At 70.6% G+C, this 17113-nt stretch carries 17 protein-coding genes; 7 read left to right on the forward strand and 10 right to left on the reverse strand.

The window, feature by feature from the left end; all coding sequences use genetic code 11:
• Positions 1 to 73: IS3 family transposase (locus J2X34_RS27695; protein ID WP_429519979.1), on the forward strand; the 73-nt coding region annotated here is incomplete at its 5' end.
• A gap of 62 nt (positions 74 to 135) precedes the next feature.
• Here the strand turns inward: J2X34_RS27695 and rdgB are convergent.
• The 7 genes from rdgB to clpS all read right to left on the reverse strand — a co-directional run bounded on the left by rdgB (position 136) and on the right by clpS (position 5246).
• On the reverse strand, positions 136 to 747 hold the full coding sequence (rdgB, locus tag J2X34_RS27700; RefSeq protein ID WP_429520298.1) for an RdgB/HAM1 family non-canonical purine NTP pyrophosphatase: 612 nt from the start codon (positions 745 to 747) through the stop codon (positions 136 to 138).
• Positions 744 to 1526, reverse strand: coding sequence for a ribonuclease PH (rph, locus tag J2X34_RS27705; protein WP_114719511.1), 783 nt, complete (start codon positions 1524 to 1526; stop codon positions 744 to 746). Before rph ends, rdgB begins: the two co-directional genes overlap by 4 nt.
• Positions 1527 to 1580: 54 nt before the next feature.
• Positions 1581 to 2339, reverse strand: a complete 759-nt coding sequence (locus J2X34_RS27710; protein WP_174909551.1) for a cyclic nucleotide-degrading phosphodiesterase — start codon at positions 2337 to 2339, stop codon at positions 1581 to 1583.
• 151 nt (positions 2340 to 2490) lie between these two features.
• Positions 2491 to 3072, reverse strand: a complete 582-nt coding sequence (locus J2X34_RS27715) for a rhomboid family intramembrane serine protease (RefSeq protein ID WP_258557741.1) — start codon at positions 3070 to 3072, stop codon at positions 2491 to 2493.
• Positions 3073 to 3197: 125 nt separating this feature from the next.
• Positions 3198 to 4274: a P1 family peptidase gene (locus tag J2X34_RS27720; RefSeq protein WP_114719505.1), complete on the reverse strand. Its 1077-nt coding sequence runs from the start codon at positions 4272 to 4274 to the stop codon at positions 3198 to 3200.
• Positions 4271 to 4846, reverse strand: coding sequence for a DUF2017 domain-containing protein (locus tag J2X34_RS27725; protein WP_114719503.1), 576 nt, complete (start codon positions 4844 to 4846; stop codon positions 4271 to 4273). Before J2X34_RS27725 ends, J2X34_RS27720 begins: the two co-directional genes overlap by 4 nt.
• 46 nt (positions 4847 to 4892) lie before the next feature.
• On the reverse strand, positions 4893 to 5246 hold the full coding sequence (gene clpS, locus J2X34_RS27730; RefSeq protein ID WP_114719501.1) for an ATP-dependent Clp protease adapter ClpS: 354 nt from the start codon (positions 5244 to 5246) through the stop codon (positions 4893 to 4895).
• Here clpS and J2X34_RS27735 point away from each other — a divergent pair.
• From J2X34_RS27735 to J2X34_RS27760, 6 genes are all read left to right on the forward strand, one after another.
• Positions 5245 to 6669, forward strand: a complete 1425-nt coding sequence (locus J2X34_RS27735; RefSeq protein ID WP_429520299.1) for a nicotinate phosphoribosyltransferase — start codon at positions 5245 to 5247, stop codon at positions 6667 to 6669. The two genes, clpS and J2X34_RS27735, sit on opposite strands and share 2 nt — an antisense overlap.
• Positions 6670 to 6683: 14 nt before the next feature.
• On the forward strand, positions 6684 to 7256 hold the full coding sequence (locus tag J2X34_RS27740; protein WP_429520300.1) for an isochorismatase family protein: 573 nt from the start codon (positions 6684 to 6686) through the stop codon (positions 7254 to 7256).
• 25 nt (positions 7257 to 7281) lie between these two features.
• Entirely contained in the window at positions 7282 to 9342 is a 2061-nt protein-coding gene (locus tag J2X34_RS27745; RefSeq protein ID WP_429520301.1) for an ATP-dependent DNA helicase, read from the forward strand.
• Between the two features lie 67 nt (positions 9343 to 9409).
• Positions 9410 to 10330: an ABC transporter ATP-binding protein gene (locus J2X34_RS27750; RefSeq protein WP_114719495.1), complete on the forward strand. Its 921-nt coding sequence runs from the start codon at positions 9410 to 9412 to the stop codon at positions 10328 to 10330.
• Positions 10327 to 11976, forward strand: coding sequence for an ABC transporter permease (locus J2X34_RS27755; protein WP_429520302.1), 1650 nt, complete (start codon positions 10327 to 10329; stop codon positions 11974 to 11976). The genes J2X34_RS27750 and J2X34_RS27755 overlap by 4 nt, the downstream gene beginning before the upstream one ends.
• Positions 11977 to 12061: 85 nt before the next feature.
• Complete coding sequence (locus J2X34_RS27760) at positions 12062 to 12403, forward strand: YciI family protein (RefSeq protein WP_114719493.1); 342 nt, start codon at positions 12062 to 12064, stop codon at positions 12401 to 12403.
• 52 nt (positions 12404 to 12455) lie between these two features.
• On the opposite strand, the gene glgP is transcribed toward J2X34_RS27760, so the two are convergent.
• From glgP to J2X34_RS27775, 3 genes are all read right to left on the reverse strand, one after another.
• The gene (gene glgP, locus J2X34_RS27765) at positions 12456 to 15056 is read right to left on the reverse strand and encodes an alpha-glucan family phosphorylase (RefSeq protein WP_429520303.1); all 2601 of its coding nucleotides are present in this window, start codon (positions 15054 to 15056) and stop codon (positions 12456 to 12458) included.
• Between the two features lie 10 nt (positions 15057 to 15066).
• Entirely contained in the window at positions 15067 to 16458 is a 1392-nt protein-coding gene (locus tag J2X34_RS27770; RefSeq protein WP_114719489.1) for an FAD-binding protein, read from the reverse strand.
• 71 nt (positions 16459 to 16529) lie between these two features.
• A complete protein-coding gene (locus J2X34_RS27775) occupies positions 16530 to 17093 on the reverse strand; it encodes a peptide deformylase (protein ID WP_114719487.1) in 564 nt (187 codons plus the stop codon).
• Between the last annotated feature and the right edge of the window lie 20 nt (positions 17094 to 17113).

Raw genomic sequence — 17113 nt, forward strand, 5'->3', positions numbered from 1 at the left:
CACCGAACGGATCTCCACACGACTCGAGGGCCTGAGCCCGGTGCAATACCGGGCCCAGGCCCTCGCCGCCTAGGCTTTCACTTAGCCAGTCCAACTTCCGGGGAGCAGTTCACAGGACGGGCCCTTCGTGCGTCTCTATCCGCGTGCGAGCTGCGCGAGGGCCGGCACCAGCTGGGCCAGCGCGCGTCCGCGGTGCGAGGCCGCGTCCTTCTCCTGCGGCGACAACTCGGCCGACGTCCGCTGCTCACCATCGGGTTCGAAGACGGGGTCGTAGCCGAATCCGTTGTCGCCGCGCGGCTCGCGGACGATCCGCCCACGCCACTCTCCCCGTACCACGATCGGGCCCGCGCCCGGGATCGCGAGCGCGCACGCCGACACGAAGGCCGCGCCACGCCGCTCGTCCGGCGTGTCCGACAGCTGACCCAGCAGCAGCGCGGTGTTCGCGTCGTCGTTTCCGTGGGCACCGCTCCAGCGAGCCGAGAGGACGCCGGGCATGCCGTTCAGGGCATCGACCTCGAGCCCGGAGTCGTCGGCGACGCACGGCAGGCCCGTGGCGGCGGCACCGTCGAGGGCCTTGACTAGCGCGTTGTCCTCGAAGGTCGCGCCGGTCTCCGGGGTCTCCGGAAACTCCGGCACCTCGTCGAGGCCGATCACCTCGAGGCCGTCGATACCGGCGGCGGCGAGCACGCGCCGCAGCTCACCGAGCTTCTTTGCGTTGCGGCTGGCTACCAGGATCCTGCCGCTCAACTGCCGAACGCCTTCTTCTTCGGCTCGGCCGGCTCCGGCAGCGTGCCCGGGTACGGCTCGGCGAGCGCGGCCTGCTGGATCTCGAACAGCTGCTCGCAGCCGGCGAGCGCCGAGTCGAGCAGCTTATCGAGCGTCGACCGCGGGAACGTGGCACCTTCTCCGGTGCCCTGGATCTCGACGAGGGTGCCGGTGTCGGTCGCGACGACGTTCATGTCGACCTCGGCGCGCGAGTCCTCCTCGTAGGGCAGGTCCAGGCGCACACGTCCGTCGACGACACCGACGCTGACGGCGGCGATGGCGCACGAGATGGGCTGGGGGTCCGCCAGACGCCCGGCTGCGCGCAGGTAGGTCACGGCGTCCACCAGCGCGACGTAGGCGCCGGTGATGGCCGCGGTGCGGGTGCCGCCGTCGGCCTGCAGCACGTCGCAGTCGATCGCGATGGTGTTCTCACCGATCGCGGCGAGGTCGATGCACGCGCGCAGCGAACGACCGACGAGGCGGCTGATCTCCTGGGTGCGCCCGCCGACCTTGCCCTTGACCGATTCGCGGCCGCTGCGGGTGTGCGTGGCGGCCGGGAGCATCGCGTACTCGGCGGTGAGCCAGCCCAGCCCCGAACCCTTGCGCCAGCGCGGCACGCCCTCCTCGACGCTCGCGGTGCACATCACCCGGGTGTTGCCGAACTCCACCAGCACCGAACCCGCCGGGTGGTTGGTGAATCCCCGCGTGATCCGAACCTCGCGGAGCTGATCGTCGGTCCTACCGTCTTCTCGTGTCGTCACGTTCCGAGAGCCTAGTCGCCGCGCGGGAGTGCGCGGGCGGGGCGCCGGTTGCGGTCAGACGGTGTAGACGTCGCCGGCCGACACCGCGTGCACCGGTCCGGAGAACTCGGCCTTGGCCTCGGCGATGACGTCCTCGCGGGACGTCCACGGCGGAATGTGGGTGAGCAGTAGCTCGCCGACCCCTGCACGGGTCGCGATCTGCCCGGCCTCGGTCCCGGACAGGTGGATGCCCTCGGGACGGTCGGGGCTGTGCGTCCACGACGCCTCCGACAGCAGCACGTCCGCGCCCCGCGCCAGCTCGACGACGGACTCGCAGATGCCGGTGTCGCCGGTGTAGACGAGGACCCGGCCGGTCTTGCTGGTGACGCGGAACCCGTACGCCTCCGGGGGGTGGTTGACCCGGCGCGCCTCCACCGTGATCTCGCCGATCTCGGCGACGTGGCCGTCGGACCAGCTGCGCAGATCGATGGTGTCGGAGATGTCGTCGAGGTCACCGCCGCACTCGGCCGACGCGACGCCGATACGGCACGCGCTGTCCGTGGGGCCGTAGACGAGGGCCCGGCCGGCCGGCGGATTGGGATGGTAGCGGCGCCACACGAGCAGGCCCGGCATGTCGAGGCAGTGGTCGGCGTGCAGGTGCGACAGCAGGATCGTGGCCTCACCTGGGTCGGCGTATCGTTGCAGCGCGCCGAGCACACCGGGGCCGAAATCCATGACCACCGGCGGGGTACCCGGAGCCGTCACGAGGTAGCCCGAAGCAGCCGAGTCGGGTCCGGAGACGCTGCCCGAACATCCCAGGACCGTAATGCGCATGCAAACCATGCTGCCACGACCACCGCGCTCTCAAAAAGCTTCGGGCACTTTCGGCTGTGTGAACTCACATCTGCCGTCGGATTGTGATCCGTCGGCGCACGGGTCGAGCATGTGATCGCCGAGTCAGCGACCCGCAGATCAGAGGGCGGTTCTAGGTGCGCGGAAGCTGGATCCCGGACGTGCCGACCGTCGGCACCGCGGTCCGGCGCCTGCGCGTGTCGGACGACAGCACCCACGCCGCGACGACGCCTCCGATCGCGCCGAACAGGTGCCCCTGCCACGAGATCCCGTACTGCCCGGGCAACACGCCCCACAGCATGCCGCCGTAGACGAACAACACCACCACACCGAGCAGGATCTGTCCGATGCTGCGGGTGAAGATCCCCCGCACCAGCAGGTACGTGAGCCAGCCGAACACCAGCACCGACGCGCCGAGATGCGCACCGACGCCGCCGGTGAGCCACGTACCGACCCCGCCGATCACCCAGATGATCCCGGTCGCGGCGAGACCGCGACCGATCCCCGACATCAGCACCAGGAACCCGAGGATCAGCAGCGGCACCGTGTTGGCGAACAGGTGTCCCCACCCGAAATGCAGCATCGGCGCGAACAGGATTCCCCACAGGCCGTCGAGCGTGCGCGGTTCGATCCCCCACTGGTCCAGCGGATTGCCGGCAACGGTGTCGACGGCCTCGAGGACGTAGAGGACCATCGCGAACCCACCGATGGTCATCGCCGCCCGCTGCCACAGCGGGCGCGGGACACGAGGCAGGTCGGGGCGCAGTTCTGATCCGGCGGTCACGAATCCGAGCGTACCGACCATCGCCGATGCCGGTCGGTGTCGAACGACCGCGCGGTCTAGCCGGAAGTCCCGAACGCCGACGGAAACACGTCGCGGTAGCTCGGGATCCCGGCGACCGCAGTGGCCGACAGGATCGCGTCGACGATCGCCCACTGCACGCATGCGGCGGCGGCCGTGCAGACCGCGTCGAGGATCGGTAGTTCCGTCGGGAAGGCCGCCGGGACACCGTCGGGTGCGGGCACGTCACGGGCGCCGGTGGCGAGCGCGAAGATCGTGTCGCCGTCGAGCGGCGAATGCGCGGGACGGATGGCGCGGGCCAAACCGTCGTGTCCGGCGACCGCGACTCGTCGGCAGGCGGCCTTGGACAGCGTCGCGTCGGTTGCGATGACGCCGATCGTGGTGTTGAGGACCGTCGTCTTGGCCCCCAACTCGTTCGCGGCGGCCAGATCGTCGGGCGACGGCAGTCGCATTCCGCGACGTTCGGCGTCGGCGAGCGACAGCCCCCACGGCAGGCCGGTGTCGGGATCCCACACCGCACCGACCGGATTGGCCACCATGAGCGCGGCGACGGTGACACCGTCGGCCGGACCACCGTCGATGACGGTGCTGGCGGAACCCACCCCGCCCTTGATGACGCCCGCGCGGGCTCCGGTCCCGGCACCGACACTGCCGGTGACGACGGTGCCCGACGCGCGCGACGCCGCACGATGCCCGAACTCGGCGGTGGGCCGGACGTTCCAGTCGCCGACGGGCAGATCGAAGATCACCGCGCCGGGCACGATGGGGACCACCTGGCCGGGCGCCCCCATCGGGATCCCGTGGTCGTGTTCCTCGAGCCACCGCATGACCCCGTCGGCGGCGGCGAGGCCGTACGCACTGCCGCCGGTCAGCAGGACGGCGTGCACCTGCTGCACCGAGTGGCTGGGGTCGAGGAGGTCGGTCTCGCGGGTGCCGGGGCCACCGCCACGCACGTCGACGCCCGCGGTCGCACCGGACGGCACCAGCACCACGGTGCATCCGGTCGCCGCACCGGCGCCGAGCGTCGCGTCGGGATCGAGCAGGTGGTCGTGGCCGACGAGGACGCCGGCGACGTCGGACAGCGAATCCGACGGCCCGGACCGGGGCGCCGTCACGACAGGAGCGCCTGGACGAGGGAGTCCTGCATCCACGTCAACCAGTGGTAGACGTCGAGGTGCGGGGCCCGCGGGTCGCCCTCCTCGAGTTCGTCCGGGGTGTCGGCGTCGATGCCGATGTTCGTTCCCAGGGCCAACCGGACGTCGTTGAGTGCGGCCAACCACGCGTCGGCCTGCTCCGGGGTGATGACGACCTTGCCGCCCTCCGCGGGCACCGTCTGCAGGACCACGGACCCGGCGGCGATCTTCTCGTCGATGATCTCCGGCTCGTGCAGGCTGCGCAGGGCGCTGTTGACGTTGCCGCGCTCGGAATCGTCGTCGGGCCGGTCGGGGTCGGCGCGCTGGAAGTCGGGCAACAGGCGGGCGAGAACCTCGTCGGACGGGGTTTCGCTGTTGCCGGTCCGCAGGCCCGTCAGCGCGGCCAGCTCGTCCGTCGGCGCCGAGGCGGCGCGCTCCTCGAGCAGCCCGGAAACCGACGTCACCAGCGACCGCAGGACCGCCGCCTCGTGGCCGTCCATCTCCGAGCGCAGTTTCAGTCCGCCGAGTGAGTTCTTCCTGGTCCAAGTCCGCACGTCTGTACCCGGGTTCCTAACCGTCGAGAGGGATGGATTCGATCGTCTAGCTGCTGTCGCGCTGCATGGTCGCCCACAGGCCGGCCGCGTGCAGCTTGCGCACGTCGTTCTCGACCTTGTCGCGCGAACCGCTCGACACGACGGCCTTTCCTTCCTTGTGGACCTGCATCATCAGGTCCGTCGCCTTGGCTTTGCTGTAGCCGAAGAGCTTCTGGAAGATGTACGTCACGTAGTGCATGAGGTTGACGGGATCGTCCCAGACGACAGTTACCCACGGCCGATCCTGGGCCTCGGTCATCTCCTCGATTTCCGCCTCGGCAGGAGAGACCTGGGGCGCTGCGGCGGGCATCTTGCCGACCGGAACTGCGGTCGGGAAAGTCATTGTGGAACACGGCGCCATGCGTCCAGGGTACGGCGTGGCTCCGGAACTCGACACCCGCGCCCGGCGCCCGAATCGTAAAGTTGGGCCCGTGGCAACCGTTCCCGCAGAGAGCACCGGACTTCGTCCGAGTACCGCGCTTTTCACCGACCAGTACGAGCTGACGATGCTCGAGGCGGCCCTCACCGACGGCTCGGCGCACCGCCGCTGCAGCTTCGAGGTCTTCGCCCGCCGACTGCCGGACGGGCGCCGGTACGGCGTCGTCGGCGGCATGGGCCGAATCCCGGACGCATTGGCGCACTTCCGCTTCGGCGAACCCGAACTCGAGATCGTCTCGCGCTTCCTCGACAGCTCCACCGTGGACTGGCTGCGCGACTTCCGGTTCTCCGGGGACATCGACGGCTACCGCGAGGGCGAGCTGTACTTCCCCGGATCACCGATCCTGTCCGTGCGGGGCACGTTCGCCGAATGTGTCCTACTCGAGACCCTGGCGTTGTCGATCCTCAACCACGACAGCGCGATCGCGTCGGCGGCCGCCCGCATGGTGAGCGCCGCGGACGGTCGTCGGCTGATCGAGATGGGGTCGCGGCGCGCGCACGAGGAGTCGGCCGTTGCGTGCGCCCGCGCGGCGTACCTCGCGGGGTTCGACGCGACGTCCAATCTCGAGGCGGTCCGCCGTCACGGCGTGCCGGGCGCGGGAACCAGCGCGCACGCCTTCACGCTGCTGCACACCGCGGACGGAGCGCCGCAGGAGGAGGCCGCGTTCCGCGCGCAGGTCGCCGCGCTGGGGGTGGGCACGACACTGTTGGTCGACACCTACGACATCACTCAGGGCGTCAAGAACGCCGTGGCCGCGGCGGGCACCGGGCTCGGCGGCGTGCGCATCGACTCCGGCGACCTGGGTGTGCTCGCCCGCCAGGTCCGCGACCAACTGGACGGCCTCGGCGCGACCGGCACCGGGATCGTCGTCTCGGGTGATCTCGACGAGTACGCCATCGCGGCTCTGCGCGCCGAACCGGTCGACGCGTACGGGGTCGGGACCTCGCTCGTGACGGGATCCGGGGCACCCACGGCGGGCATGGTCTACAAGCTCGTCGAGGTCGACGGCGTTCCCGTCGAGAAGCGCAGCAGCCACAAGCAGTCGCGGGGCGGCACCAAGCGGGCGATGCGGCTGAGCCGCCCGTCCGGCACCGTCGTCGAGGAGGTGCTGTACCTCGCCGGCGCGCCGGCCCCGGAGGTCGGAGACCTCGACGCGCGGGAACTGCTCACCCCGATGGTGCGCGGCGGCGACCTGGTCGGCGACCTACCGACGCTCGAGAACGCCCGCGCGCTGCTCGCGAGCAATCTCGTGAGCCTGCCCTGGGAGGGGCTCAAGCTCTCGCACGGCGATCCGGCCGTGCCGACCCGTTTCGCCATGTCGGCCGAGCCGACGATCACGACGTGAGAGGAGGGACGACCGTGACCGGGAAGGCACTGATCGTCGTCGACGTCCAGAACGATTTCTGCGAGGGCGGCGCGCTCGCGGTCACCGGCGGCGCCACCGTCGCGACCGACGTCAACGACCTGTTCGGCCAGGGCTACGCGGCGATCGTCGCGACCCGGGACCACCACGTCGATCCGGGGCCACACTTCTCCGATCACCCCGACTTCGTCGACACATGGCCCCCGCACTGCCGGGCCGGGACGCCGGGCGCGCAGTTCCATCCGGCGCTCGAGACCGCGCCGCTGCAGGAGGTGTTCTCGAAGGGCGAGTACAGCGCCGCGTACTCGGGCTTCGAGGGCGTCTCCGCCCGCGGTGAGTCGCTCGCCGACTGGCTGCGCCGCCACGGCATCGACGCCGTGGACGTGGTGGGCATCGCGACCGATCACTGCGTCCGCGCGACCGCACTGGACGCGGCCACCGAGGGATTCCGCACGCGGGTGCTGCTCCCCTTCACCGCCGGCGTGTCCCCCGTCACCGTGGAGGCCGCGCTGGCCGAACTCGATGCGGCGGGTGTCGAACTCGTCGGGCAGGTCGGCGACCGCGACTGACGGCCCCGCGCAGTACCCTGTTGCGGTGTCCGACCGTGCCCGAGAGCTGCCCAATGTCCCGGAACTTCTCGAGGTCGCGATCCGGACGTTGGGTGGCAAGCCCCGCAAGAACCAGCTGACGATGGCATCCGCCGTCGCCCACTCGATCGATACCGGCGAGCACCTCGCGGTGCAGGCCGGGACGGGTACCGGCAAGTCGCTCGCCTACCTCGTGCCGAGCGTGCGCCACGCCGTCGAGTCCGGCCGCACCGTCGTCGTCTCGACCGCGACCATCGCGCTGCAGCGCCAGCTCGTCGACCGGGACATGCCGCGCCTGGCGGACGCACTCACGTCGGCGTTGGGACGGCGCCCCCAGTTCGCGATCCTCAAGGGCCGCGGCAACTACCTGTGCATGAACAAGATCCACACGGGCATGGCGCAGGACGATCCGCCCGAGGCGGAGCTGTTCGACGCGTTCGCGATCAGCCGTCTGGGCCGCGAGGTGCAGCGGCTCACGAAGTGGTCGTCGGACACCGAGACCGGTGACCGCGACGACCTCGTGCCCGGCGTGAGCGACCAGGCCTGGCGGCAGGTCAGCGTCAGCGCCCGCGAATGCCTCGGCAAGTCGCGCTGCCCCGTCGGCGAGGACTGCTTCGCCGAGCGGGCCCGCGCCGAGGCCGCACAGGTCGACGTCGTGGTCACCAACCACGCGATGCTCGCGATCGACGCGATCTCCGGCATCGCGGTGCTGCCCGAACACGACGTCGTCGTCATCGACGAGGCCCACGAACTGGTCGACCGGGTCACCGGCGTCGCGACGGCGGAGCTGTCGGCGTCGGCGATCAGTGCCGCCGCCCGCCGCAGCATCAAGATCGTCGAGGAGCAGGACGTCGACCGGCTCGAGGGTGCCGCCGAGGGCTGGGCCGACCTGCTCGAGGATCTGCCCGCCGGGCGCTGGGACTCGCTGCCCGACGGTGTCTCGATGGCGTTGGCCGCGGTCCGCGACGCCGCCTGGAACGTCCGGACGGCGATCGGGCCGTCCAAGCCCGGCATGGCGGCCGCCGATCCCGAGGCCGCGGCCGCCCGCAACGCCGCACTGTCGGCGATCGACGAGATCCACGACAGCGCGGTCCGGGTGCTCACCGCGTTCGACGAGCCCGACCCGGCCAAACGCAAGGACGTCGTGTGGCTGTCGGTCGACGAGAACCGCGGAAACGTCCGCCGGGTGGTCCGGATGGCGCCGCTGTCGGTGGGCGGGCTGCTGCGGGCGAGCCTGTTCGCGGAGTCGACTGTGGTGCTGACGTCGGCGACGCTCACGGTCGGCGGCTCGTTCGACGGGCTAGCCGTCAACTGGGGTCTGCCGCCGGAGTCGCCGGCGCGCAGCGACACCGCGACCGCGATCGGCAAGGAGGCGCCGTCGGACGCCGGTGTGCTGCGCTGGAATTCGCTCGACGTCGGCTCGCCGTTCGACCACGCGAAGGCCGGGATCATGTACGTCGCCCGGCACCTGCCCCCGCCCGGGCGCGACGGCCTGTCCCCCGCCTTCATGGACGAGATCGCGGAACTGGTGACCGCGGCCGGTGGCCGCACACTGGGACTGTTCTCGTCGATGCGCGCCGCGAAGGCCGCCGCCGAGGAGATGCGCCAACGCCTCGACGTCCCGATCCTGTGCCAGGGCGACGACGCCACGGGCACGCTGGTGAAGAAGTTCGCCGAGGACGAGGCGACGACGCTGTTCGGGACGCTGTCGCTGTGGCAGGGCGTCGACGTTCCCGGCCCGTCGCTGAGTCTGGTGATCCTCGACCGGATCCCGTTCCCGCGCCCGGACGATCCGCTGCTCATCGCCCGCCAGCAGGCCGTCGAGTCGCGCGGCGGCAACGGCTTCCTGTCGGTGGCCGCGAACCACGCCGCCCTGCTGCTGGCGCAGGGGGTGGGGCGTCTGCTACGCAGCGTGGACGACAAGGGTGTCGTCGCGGTCCTCGACTCCCGTCTGGCCACCGCGCGTTACGGCGGCTACCTGCGGGCGTCGCTGCCGCCGTTCTGGGAGACGGCGGACCCGAAGGTGGTGCGGCAGGCGCTCGCCCGGATCGCGGCGTCGCGGCCCTGAGACGCGGCTGAGCACGCACCCCGGCAAAACTGGGCCGACGCCCCCGCATCCGCCCTATGCTCGGGCGATGGACCCGGTGATCTCGGTTCGTGGCCTCGCCAAGCGTTTCGGTGACGTCCATGCCCTCGACGGCCTCGACCTCGAGGTCGGCCCCGGCGAGGTCCACGGCTTCCTCGGCCCCAACGGATCCGGCAAGTCCACCACCATCCGGGTGCTGCTGGGTCTGCTGCGCGCCGACGGCGGCGAGGTGTCCGTACTCGGCGCCGACCCGTGGCGCGACGCCGTCAGCCTGCACCGGCACCTCGCCTATGTGCCGGGCGATGTGAACCTGTGGCCCAACCTCACCGGCGGCGAGGCCATCGACCTGTTCGGACGGCTCCGCGGGGGCCTCGACGAGGCGCGGCGCCAGGAGCTGATGGAGCGCTTCGAACTCGATCCCACCCGCAAGGGCCGCACGTACTCGAAGGGCAATCGGCAGAAGGTCGCGCTGATCGCGGCGCTGGCCGCCGATGCACAACTGCTGATCCTCGACGAGCCGACGTCGGGCCTGGACCCGTTGATGGAGGCGGTGTTCCAGCAGTGCATCGGCGAGGCGACGCGGGACGGCCGCACGATCCTGCTGTCGAGCCACATCCTGGCCGAGGTGGAGTCGCTGTGCGGGGTGGTCACGATCATCCGCGCCGGCCGGACGGTGCAGAGCGGCACCCTGCGCGAGCTGCGCCACCTGACCCGGACCACGATCACCGCCACCACCCGCGAGGCTCCGGACGGGCTCGCCTCGATGCCGGGTGTGTACAACCTGCAGACGCTCGTCGACCAGGACAACGGCATCACCTTCGACGTCGACTCCGACCGGATCGATTCGGTCATGTCGACGCTCACCGGACTCGGCGTGCTGACGATCACCGCGCACCCGCCGACGCTCGAGGACCTGTTCCTGCGCGAGTACAGCGACGAGTTCGACTCGCTGGGCATCGAGCGACGATGACGGCGCAGGTCGCGGGCGTCGAACGGGTCACCGGACCGGCCGGGACCTCGACGACGGACCGTCTCGCCGGGACGTGGACGCTCACCCGGTTGGCGCTGCGGGTCGACCGGATCCGGCTGCCGGCGTGGGTGATCGCGGTCGGCGGCTCGACGGTGCTGCTGGCGTCGAGCTACCAGACCCTCTACCCCACCCCGGAATCGCGTCAGGCACGCGCCGCCCTCATCGAGTCGCCGGCCGCGACGGCGCTGGCCGGGCCCGGCTACGGACTGTCCGACTACACGCTCGGCGCGATGGTGGCGAACGAGATCGCGGGGATGACGATGATCGCCGTCGCGGTCATGTCGGTGCTGTTGGTGACCCTGCATCTGCGGACCGAGGAGGAGTCCGGCCGCGCCGAGATGCTGCGTTCGGCCGTGGTCGGCAGATTCGCGCCGATCACGTCGGGACTCGCGGTGGTGCTGTTGGCGAACCTGCTGATCGGACTGGTCCTCGGGCTCGGTCTGACCGCGGTGGGACTGCCGGCCGTCGGGTCGTGGAACCTGGCCGCCGGGGTGTTCATGGCCGGTCTGGCGTTCGGCGCGACATCGGCCCTGTTCTCGCAGGTCACCGAGCATGCCCGCACCGCGAGCGGACTGGGTCTGGTCGCGGTCGCGGCCGCGTACCTGCTGCGCGCGATCGGGGACGTCCGCGCCAAGGAGGACGGCAGCGTGTGGTCGTGGCTGTCGCCGATCGGCTGGGCGCAGTCCACCCGCGCGTACGTCGACGAGCGGTGGTGGCCACTGCTGCTGGGCCTCGGCGCGGTGGTCGTCGGTGTCGTCCTCGCCTACGCGGTGGTGGGCCGACGCGACGTCGGCGCCGGCCTGGTGGCCCCGCGGGGCGGCCGACCCCGCGCGAGCAGCACCCTCACCGGGATCGCCGCGCTGACGGTGCGCATGCAGCGCAACCAGATCGTGGCGTGGGGAATCGGCGTCGTCGCGCTCGCCTTCCCGATCGGGGCGCTGGGCCAGCAGGTCGCCGACTTCGTCAATCAGGACCCCCGCCTGGCCGGGCTGCTGCCGGGAGGCGAGGCCAACGCCGCGCAGGGCGCGTTCGCGCTGTACCTGGTGTTCCTGACCATCATGGCGTGCATGTACGCGCTCACCGCCGTCCAGTCGGCGCGCAACGAGGAGACGTCGGGCCGGGCCGAGGACGTCCTGGCGAGCCCGGTCTCCCGCTGGCGGTGGCTGGGCGCGCAACTGGCCGTGATCACTGTCGCGACCGCGCTGATCGTGCTGGCGGCGGGTGCCGCGATGGGCATCACCGCGGCCGCGACCCTGCACGAGGGTTCGATGTTCGGGCGCCTCGTCGGCGCCGCCGCGAACGGACTGCCCGCCACGCTGACGATCATCGGGCTGACCGCGGCGGTGTACGCGTGGTTCCCGCGCCTGCTGGCGGTGGTGTGGGTGTACCTCGGTTACGCCCTGGTGATCGGGATGTTCCTCGAGGTCCTGCCCGACTGGACCGGTTGGGCATCGCCGTTCCATTTCACGCCGAACCTGCCGGCCGACGCGTTCGACATCGTGCCGCTGATCGTGCTGTTCGTCATCGCGGCGGCGCTCTACGTGCTCGCGCTGGTCGGGTTCCGGCGCCGCGACATCCAATCCTGACGGATGAGGATACCGTGGCGAGCAGCGGATGTCCGACGGGGAGCGGGGGTGTCCCGGTGACAGTACGAAAGAAGGAGTCGACGCGATGACGAAGTACCTGATCTCGTTCCCGAGTGGCGCCATGGTCTTTCCCGCCGAGGATCTGCAGGCAGTTTCGGATGCGGCGCACGCGGTGGTCGAGGAGGCGAAGGACGCCGGCGTCTGGGTGTTCGGCGGCGGAATCGACGAGAGCGTTCCGCCCGTCCTGGTCGACGGGGACGGCACGGTGACCGAGGGCACGTACCCGCAGACGAAACAGCTCGAAGGCGGCTACGCGCTCCTCGAGTTGCCCTCCCACGAGGCGGCCCTGGAATGGGCTGCGAAGATCGCGGCTGCCTGCCGGTGCGCGCAGGAGGTCCGCGCGTTCCAGTACGACCCCGCCAGCTGACGGGTTCGGCCTCGCAGGGAATCATGCCCCGCGGTGTCGAAGCGGTCTCGACCTAGACGTACGGCGCCGCGACGAGTCCCAGCTCGGCGTCGGTGGCGAGCAGGTCGTGGTGCGGCAGGACACGGACGGTGTACCCCACCGACCCCGACACCGGCAACGGTGTGGTGGCCTCGAACACCTCCCCCAGCCCGTCGGTGCCGGTGTGCACCATCGGCACGGCCGTCACGTCGGTGAGGTCCTCGGTGGGGCCCACCTTGCCGAGCACCGCCTGCACGACGACGTCCTCCGGCGACAGCCCACCGAGTCGGACGTACGCGCGCAGCGACAGATCGGCGCCGATCTCGGGGTTGTCGGGCAGCCCGGCGCTGTCGACCTGCGCCACCTGCACACCCGGCCATACCGCACCCACCCGGCGCCGGTACTCGGCCACCTCGCGGGCACCGGCGAAGTTGTCGGGCAGCATCTTCCGGGCCGCGGCCGCCGCCGGCGCGTAGTACTCGACGGCGTAGTCGCGGACCATGCGCGACGCCAGCACCTTCGGACCCAGGGTCTGCAGCGTGTGACGGACCATCTCGAGCCAGCGGGTCGGCAGCCCGCCGCCGTCACGGTCGTAGAAGCGTGGCAGCACCGACCGCTCGAGCAACTCGTACAGTGCGGTGGCCTCGAGGTCGTCGCGGCGGGTCTCGTCGGCGACACCGTCGGCGGTGGGGATGGCCCAGCCGTTCTCGCCGTCGAACATCTCGTCCCACCAGCCGTCGCGGATGGACAGGTTCAGTCCGCCGTTGAGCGCCGACTTCATGCCCGACGTCCCGCACGCCTCGAGCGGGCGCAGCGGGTTGTTGAGCCACACGTCGCAGCCCCAGTACAGGTACCGCGCCATCGACATGTCGTAGTCGGGCAGGAACACGATCCGGTGCCGGACGTCGTGCTGGTCGGCGAACCGCACCACCTGCTGGATCAGGGCCTTGCCGCCCTCGTCGGCGGGGTGACTCTTGCCGGCGACCACGAGCTGCACCGGACGCTCGTCGTCGAGCAGCAGCGCGCGCAACCGCTCGGGGTCCCGCAGCATCAGGGTGAGGCGCTTGTACGTCGGGACACGCCGCGCGAACCCGACGGTCAGGACGTTCGGGTCGAACACCTCTGTCGTCCAGCCGAGCTCGGCCTCGGTCGCGCCGCGCTCGAGCCATGACGCGCGCACCCGGCGACGAACCTCGTCCACCAACTGCGCACGCAACGTGTTCCGGGTCGACCACAGTTCACCGGAGTCGATCTCCCGCAGCCGTTCCCAGCCGCGGGCCCCCTCCAGCAGGCCCGGCCCCACGAGTCGGCGTCCGAGGTCCATCCACTCACGGGCCGCCCACGTCGGAGCGTGCACGCCGTTGGTGACCGAGCCGATCGGCACCTCGGCGGCGTCGAAGCCGGGCCACAGCGACTCGAACATCTCCCGGCTCACCGCGCCGTGCAGCTTCGAGACCCCGTTCGCGCGCTGGCCCAGCCGAAGTCCCATGTGCGCCATGTTGAACACGCCGGGGTCGTTCTCGCCGCCGAGCGCGAGGATGCGGTCCACCCCCAGTCCGGGCAGCAACGTCGACTCCTGCTCGCCCTCGCTGCCGCCGAAGTAGCGGCGCACCAACTCGGTCGGGAACCGGTCGATACCCGCCGGGACCGGGGTGTGCGTCGTGAACACCGTGCCGGCGCGCACCGCCGCGAGCGCGGCGTCGAAGTCCAGTGCGGAGGTGGTGATCAGCTCCCGGATGCGTTCGAGGCCGAGGAAACCGGCGTGTCCCTCGTTCATGTGGAACACCTCGGGATCGGCGATCCCGTGCGCGCGGGTGTAGGCGCGAACCGCCCGCACACCGCCGATGCCGGCGAGGATCTCCTGCTTGATCCGGTGGTCCTGGTCGCCGCCGTAGAGCCGGTCGGTCACGGCGCGCAGTTCGGGATCGTTCTCCGCGATGTCCGAGTCGAGCAGCAGCAGCGGCACCCGGCCGACCTGCGCGATCCACACCCGCGCCCGCAGCACGCGGCCGCCGGGCATCGCGATGTGGATCAGCACCGGCGCGCCGGGTCCGCCGTTCTCGGCGCTCTCGGTGAGCAGCCGCAGCGGCAGCCCCTGCGGGTCGTGGGCCGGGTAGTGCTCGGCCTGCCAGCCGTCCGCGGTGAGCGACTGCCGGAAGTAGCCGGAGCGGTACAGCAACCCGACGCCGATCAGCGGCAGCCCCAGATCCGACGCGGCCTTGAGGTGATCGCCGGCGAGGATGCCGAGCCCGCCGGAGTAGTTCGGCAGCACCTCGGTGACACCGAACTCCATCGAGAAGTACGCGATCCCCGTGGCCAGCGCGGCACCCTTGCCGAGCTGGTCCTGGTACCAGCGGGGCCGGGTCAGGTAGTCGTCCAGATCGGCGGCCGAGCGGTCCAGCTCGGCCAGGAACGCCTGGTCGGTCGCCAGTTCGTCGAGCCGGTAGGGATCGACCTCGCCGAGCATCCGGACCGGGTCGTGGCGCACCGCCGTCCACAGGTCGGGGTCGATCGACGCGAACAGATCCTGTGTCTCCGGATGCCACGACCAGCGCAGATTGGTCGACAGCGGCCCCAGGGCCGCGAGACGCTCGGGCAGGTGGGCTCGGACGGTGAACCGACGCAGGGCTTTCACGCCGCGAACACTACCGACTTTCGACACCACCGATCAGCTGAAGTCGGCGGGCCAGGTCCGAGACGAACACCCTCTCCGGGTCCATCCGGTCCCGAACGGCGCGCCATTCGGCGAGCCGCGGATACATCTGCTCGACGCGTTCGGGTCTGGTGCGGGAGTCCTTCGCGAAGTAGAGCCTGCCGCCGGCGGCGAGGACGCGCTCGTCGAGCTCGTCGCAGAATCGGCCGAGTCCCCTCCTCATGGGGAAGTCGAGGCTCAGCATGAATCCCGGGTGCGGCCACGACAGCGGGGCCGGGTTGCCGTCGCCCATCCGCTTGAACACGTTGAGGAACGAACGGTGACCGGACTCGGCGATCCTGCGCACGATGTCGGCGAGCTGCTGCTCGGCACCGAACGGGATCGAGAACTGGTACTGCATGAAGCCTTCGCGCCCGTAGGCCCGATTCCATTCTCCGAGCAGGTCGAGCGGGTGGTAGAACTGCGTCAGATTCTGGATGGTGCCGCGACCGTGCTTCGGGTAGACGCGATACGCGGCCTCCGCAGCGATACGCACGGTGAAGCGGTTGACCATCCCGTTCGGGAAGACGTCCGGGACCGTGAACAGCTGCGGGGCGTTGAACCGCAGGGGATCCCGACGCAGCTTCGGCGGCAGTTGATCGAGCGTCGCCAGCGATCCCCGGGTGAACCCTGCCCGACCCAGCTTCGGACCGGTCGAGATCGTGTCCGGAACCGACATCGAGTAGTCGTAGCCGTCGTCGGAACCGCCGGTCAGCAGTTCCATCGTCTGGTCGAGGTCGGCGGTGCGGTCGTGGTCGGCGATGAAATAGGCGGTCTCGGTGTGCTTCATGCGCACTCGCGCCCGCACCACGATGCCCGTCAATCCCATTCCCCCGACCGTCGCCCAGAACAGGTCGCGATCGGCGCCGGTCGGCGAGAGCGTGCGGATCGTGCCGTCGGCGGCGAGGAGGTCGAGCGACTCGACGTGGTTGCCGAAGCTGCCGTGCGAGTGGTGGTTCTTGCCGTGGATGTCGGCGCCGATCGCGCCGCCGACGGTCACCTGCCGCGTGCCCGGCAGGACCGGCACCCACAGACCGTGGGGCAGAACGGCGCGCATCAGCGCGTCGAGGCTGACGCCGGCATCCGTGTCGACGACGCCCGAAGCCGGATCGATGTGGTGGATGCGGTCGAGGGCGGTCATGTCGACGACGAGCCCGCCCGCGTTCTGTGCCGGGTCGCCGTAGCTGCGTCCCAGGCCGCGGGCGATGACGCCCCGCGGGCCCGATCGCTGCACTGCCGACGCGATCACGTCGAGGTCGGGCGTCGAGAGCACGTCGGCGGTCGATGCCGCACGCCTCCCCCACCCGCTGAGCGAACACCGCGCGGTTTCGAACTCGGCTGTCACAGTCACCGCGCCACGATAGGCGCCGTCGACCGCCGATGTCGCGAGAATCGGTGGGCCTCCGTGGCGACGTTTCAGCCGAGGGCGCCGTCCGTGGATCCGGGGAGCCACGAGCCACCCGGCTCGGTCCAACCCCGCAGCTTGATCATCTTGCGAGCGGCGCGTCGATGACGGCCGATCAAACGATCCACATAGAGACGGCCCTCCAGATGGTCGACCTCGTGTTGGAAGCATCGCGCGAGGTATCCGGTCGCCTCGACGACGATGGGCCGATTTCCCGTGTCGACTCCGCTGACTCGCGCCCAGTCGGCGCGACCCGTGGGGAACCGCTCGCCGGGAACCGAGAGGCACCCCTCGAGTTCATCTGGGTCCGGCATCGTCTCCGGCCGCTCCGAGGTTTCCAACGTCGGATTGATCACGCACCCACGATGACGAACACCGTTGTCGATCAGGTCGTACACGAACACCGCGCGCGGATCACCGATCTGGTTTGCGGCGAGACCCGCACCGTTCGCTGCTGTGTTGGTCTCGAACATGTCGGCGACGAACGCCGCGAGCTCGGAGCCGAAGCGGGTCACAGGGACCGCCGGAGTTGCCAGAAGAGGATCGCCGGCGATCACGATGGGTCTCACAGTCATCCAAACGAGAGTACTCAAAT

This window comes from Rhodococcus sp. BE178 (genome assembly GCF_050433545.1).
In the GTDB taxonomy this organism is placed as follows: Bacteria; Actinomycetota; Actinomycetes; order Mycobacteriales; family Mycobacteriaceae; genus Prescottella.

Bases quoted from the DNA above. Each gene is read 5' to 3' on its own strand.
- J2X34_RS27710 (WP_174909551.1), bottom strand. From the start codon at position 2,339: ATGCGCATTACGGTCCTGGGATGTTCGGGCAGCGTCTCCGGACCCGAC.
- J2X34_RS27715 (WP_258557741.1), bottom strand. From the start codon at position 3,072: ATGACCATCGGTGGGTTCGCGATGGTCCTCTACGTCCTCGAGGCCGTC.
- J2X34_RS27735 (WP_429520299.1), top strand. From the start codon at position 5,245: ATGCGTCCAGGGTACGGCGTGGCTCCGGAACTCGACACCCGCGCCCGG.
- clpS (WP_114719501.1), bottom strand. From the start codon at position 5,246: ATGGCGCCGTGTTCCACAATGACTTTCCCGACCGCAGTTCCGGTCGGC.
- J2X34_RS27750 (WP_114719495.1), top strand. From the start codon at position 9,410: ATGGACCCGGTGATCTCGGTTCGTGGCCTCGCCAAGCGTTTCGGTGAC.
- J2X34_RS27755 (WP_429520302.1), top strand. From the start codon at position 10,327: ATGACGGCGCAGGTCGCGGGCGTCGAACGGGTCACCGGACCGGCCGGG.
- J2X34_RS27760 (WP_114719493.1), top strand. From the start codon at position 12,062: ATGACGAAGTACCTGATCTCGTTCCCGAGTGGCGCCATGGTCTTTCCC.
- J2X34_RS27775 (WP_114719487.1), bottom strand. From the start codon at position 17,093: ATGACTGTGAGACCCATCGTGATCGCCGGCGATCCTCTTCTGGCAACT.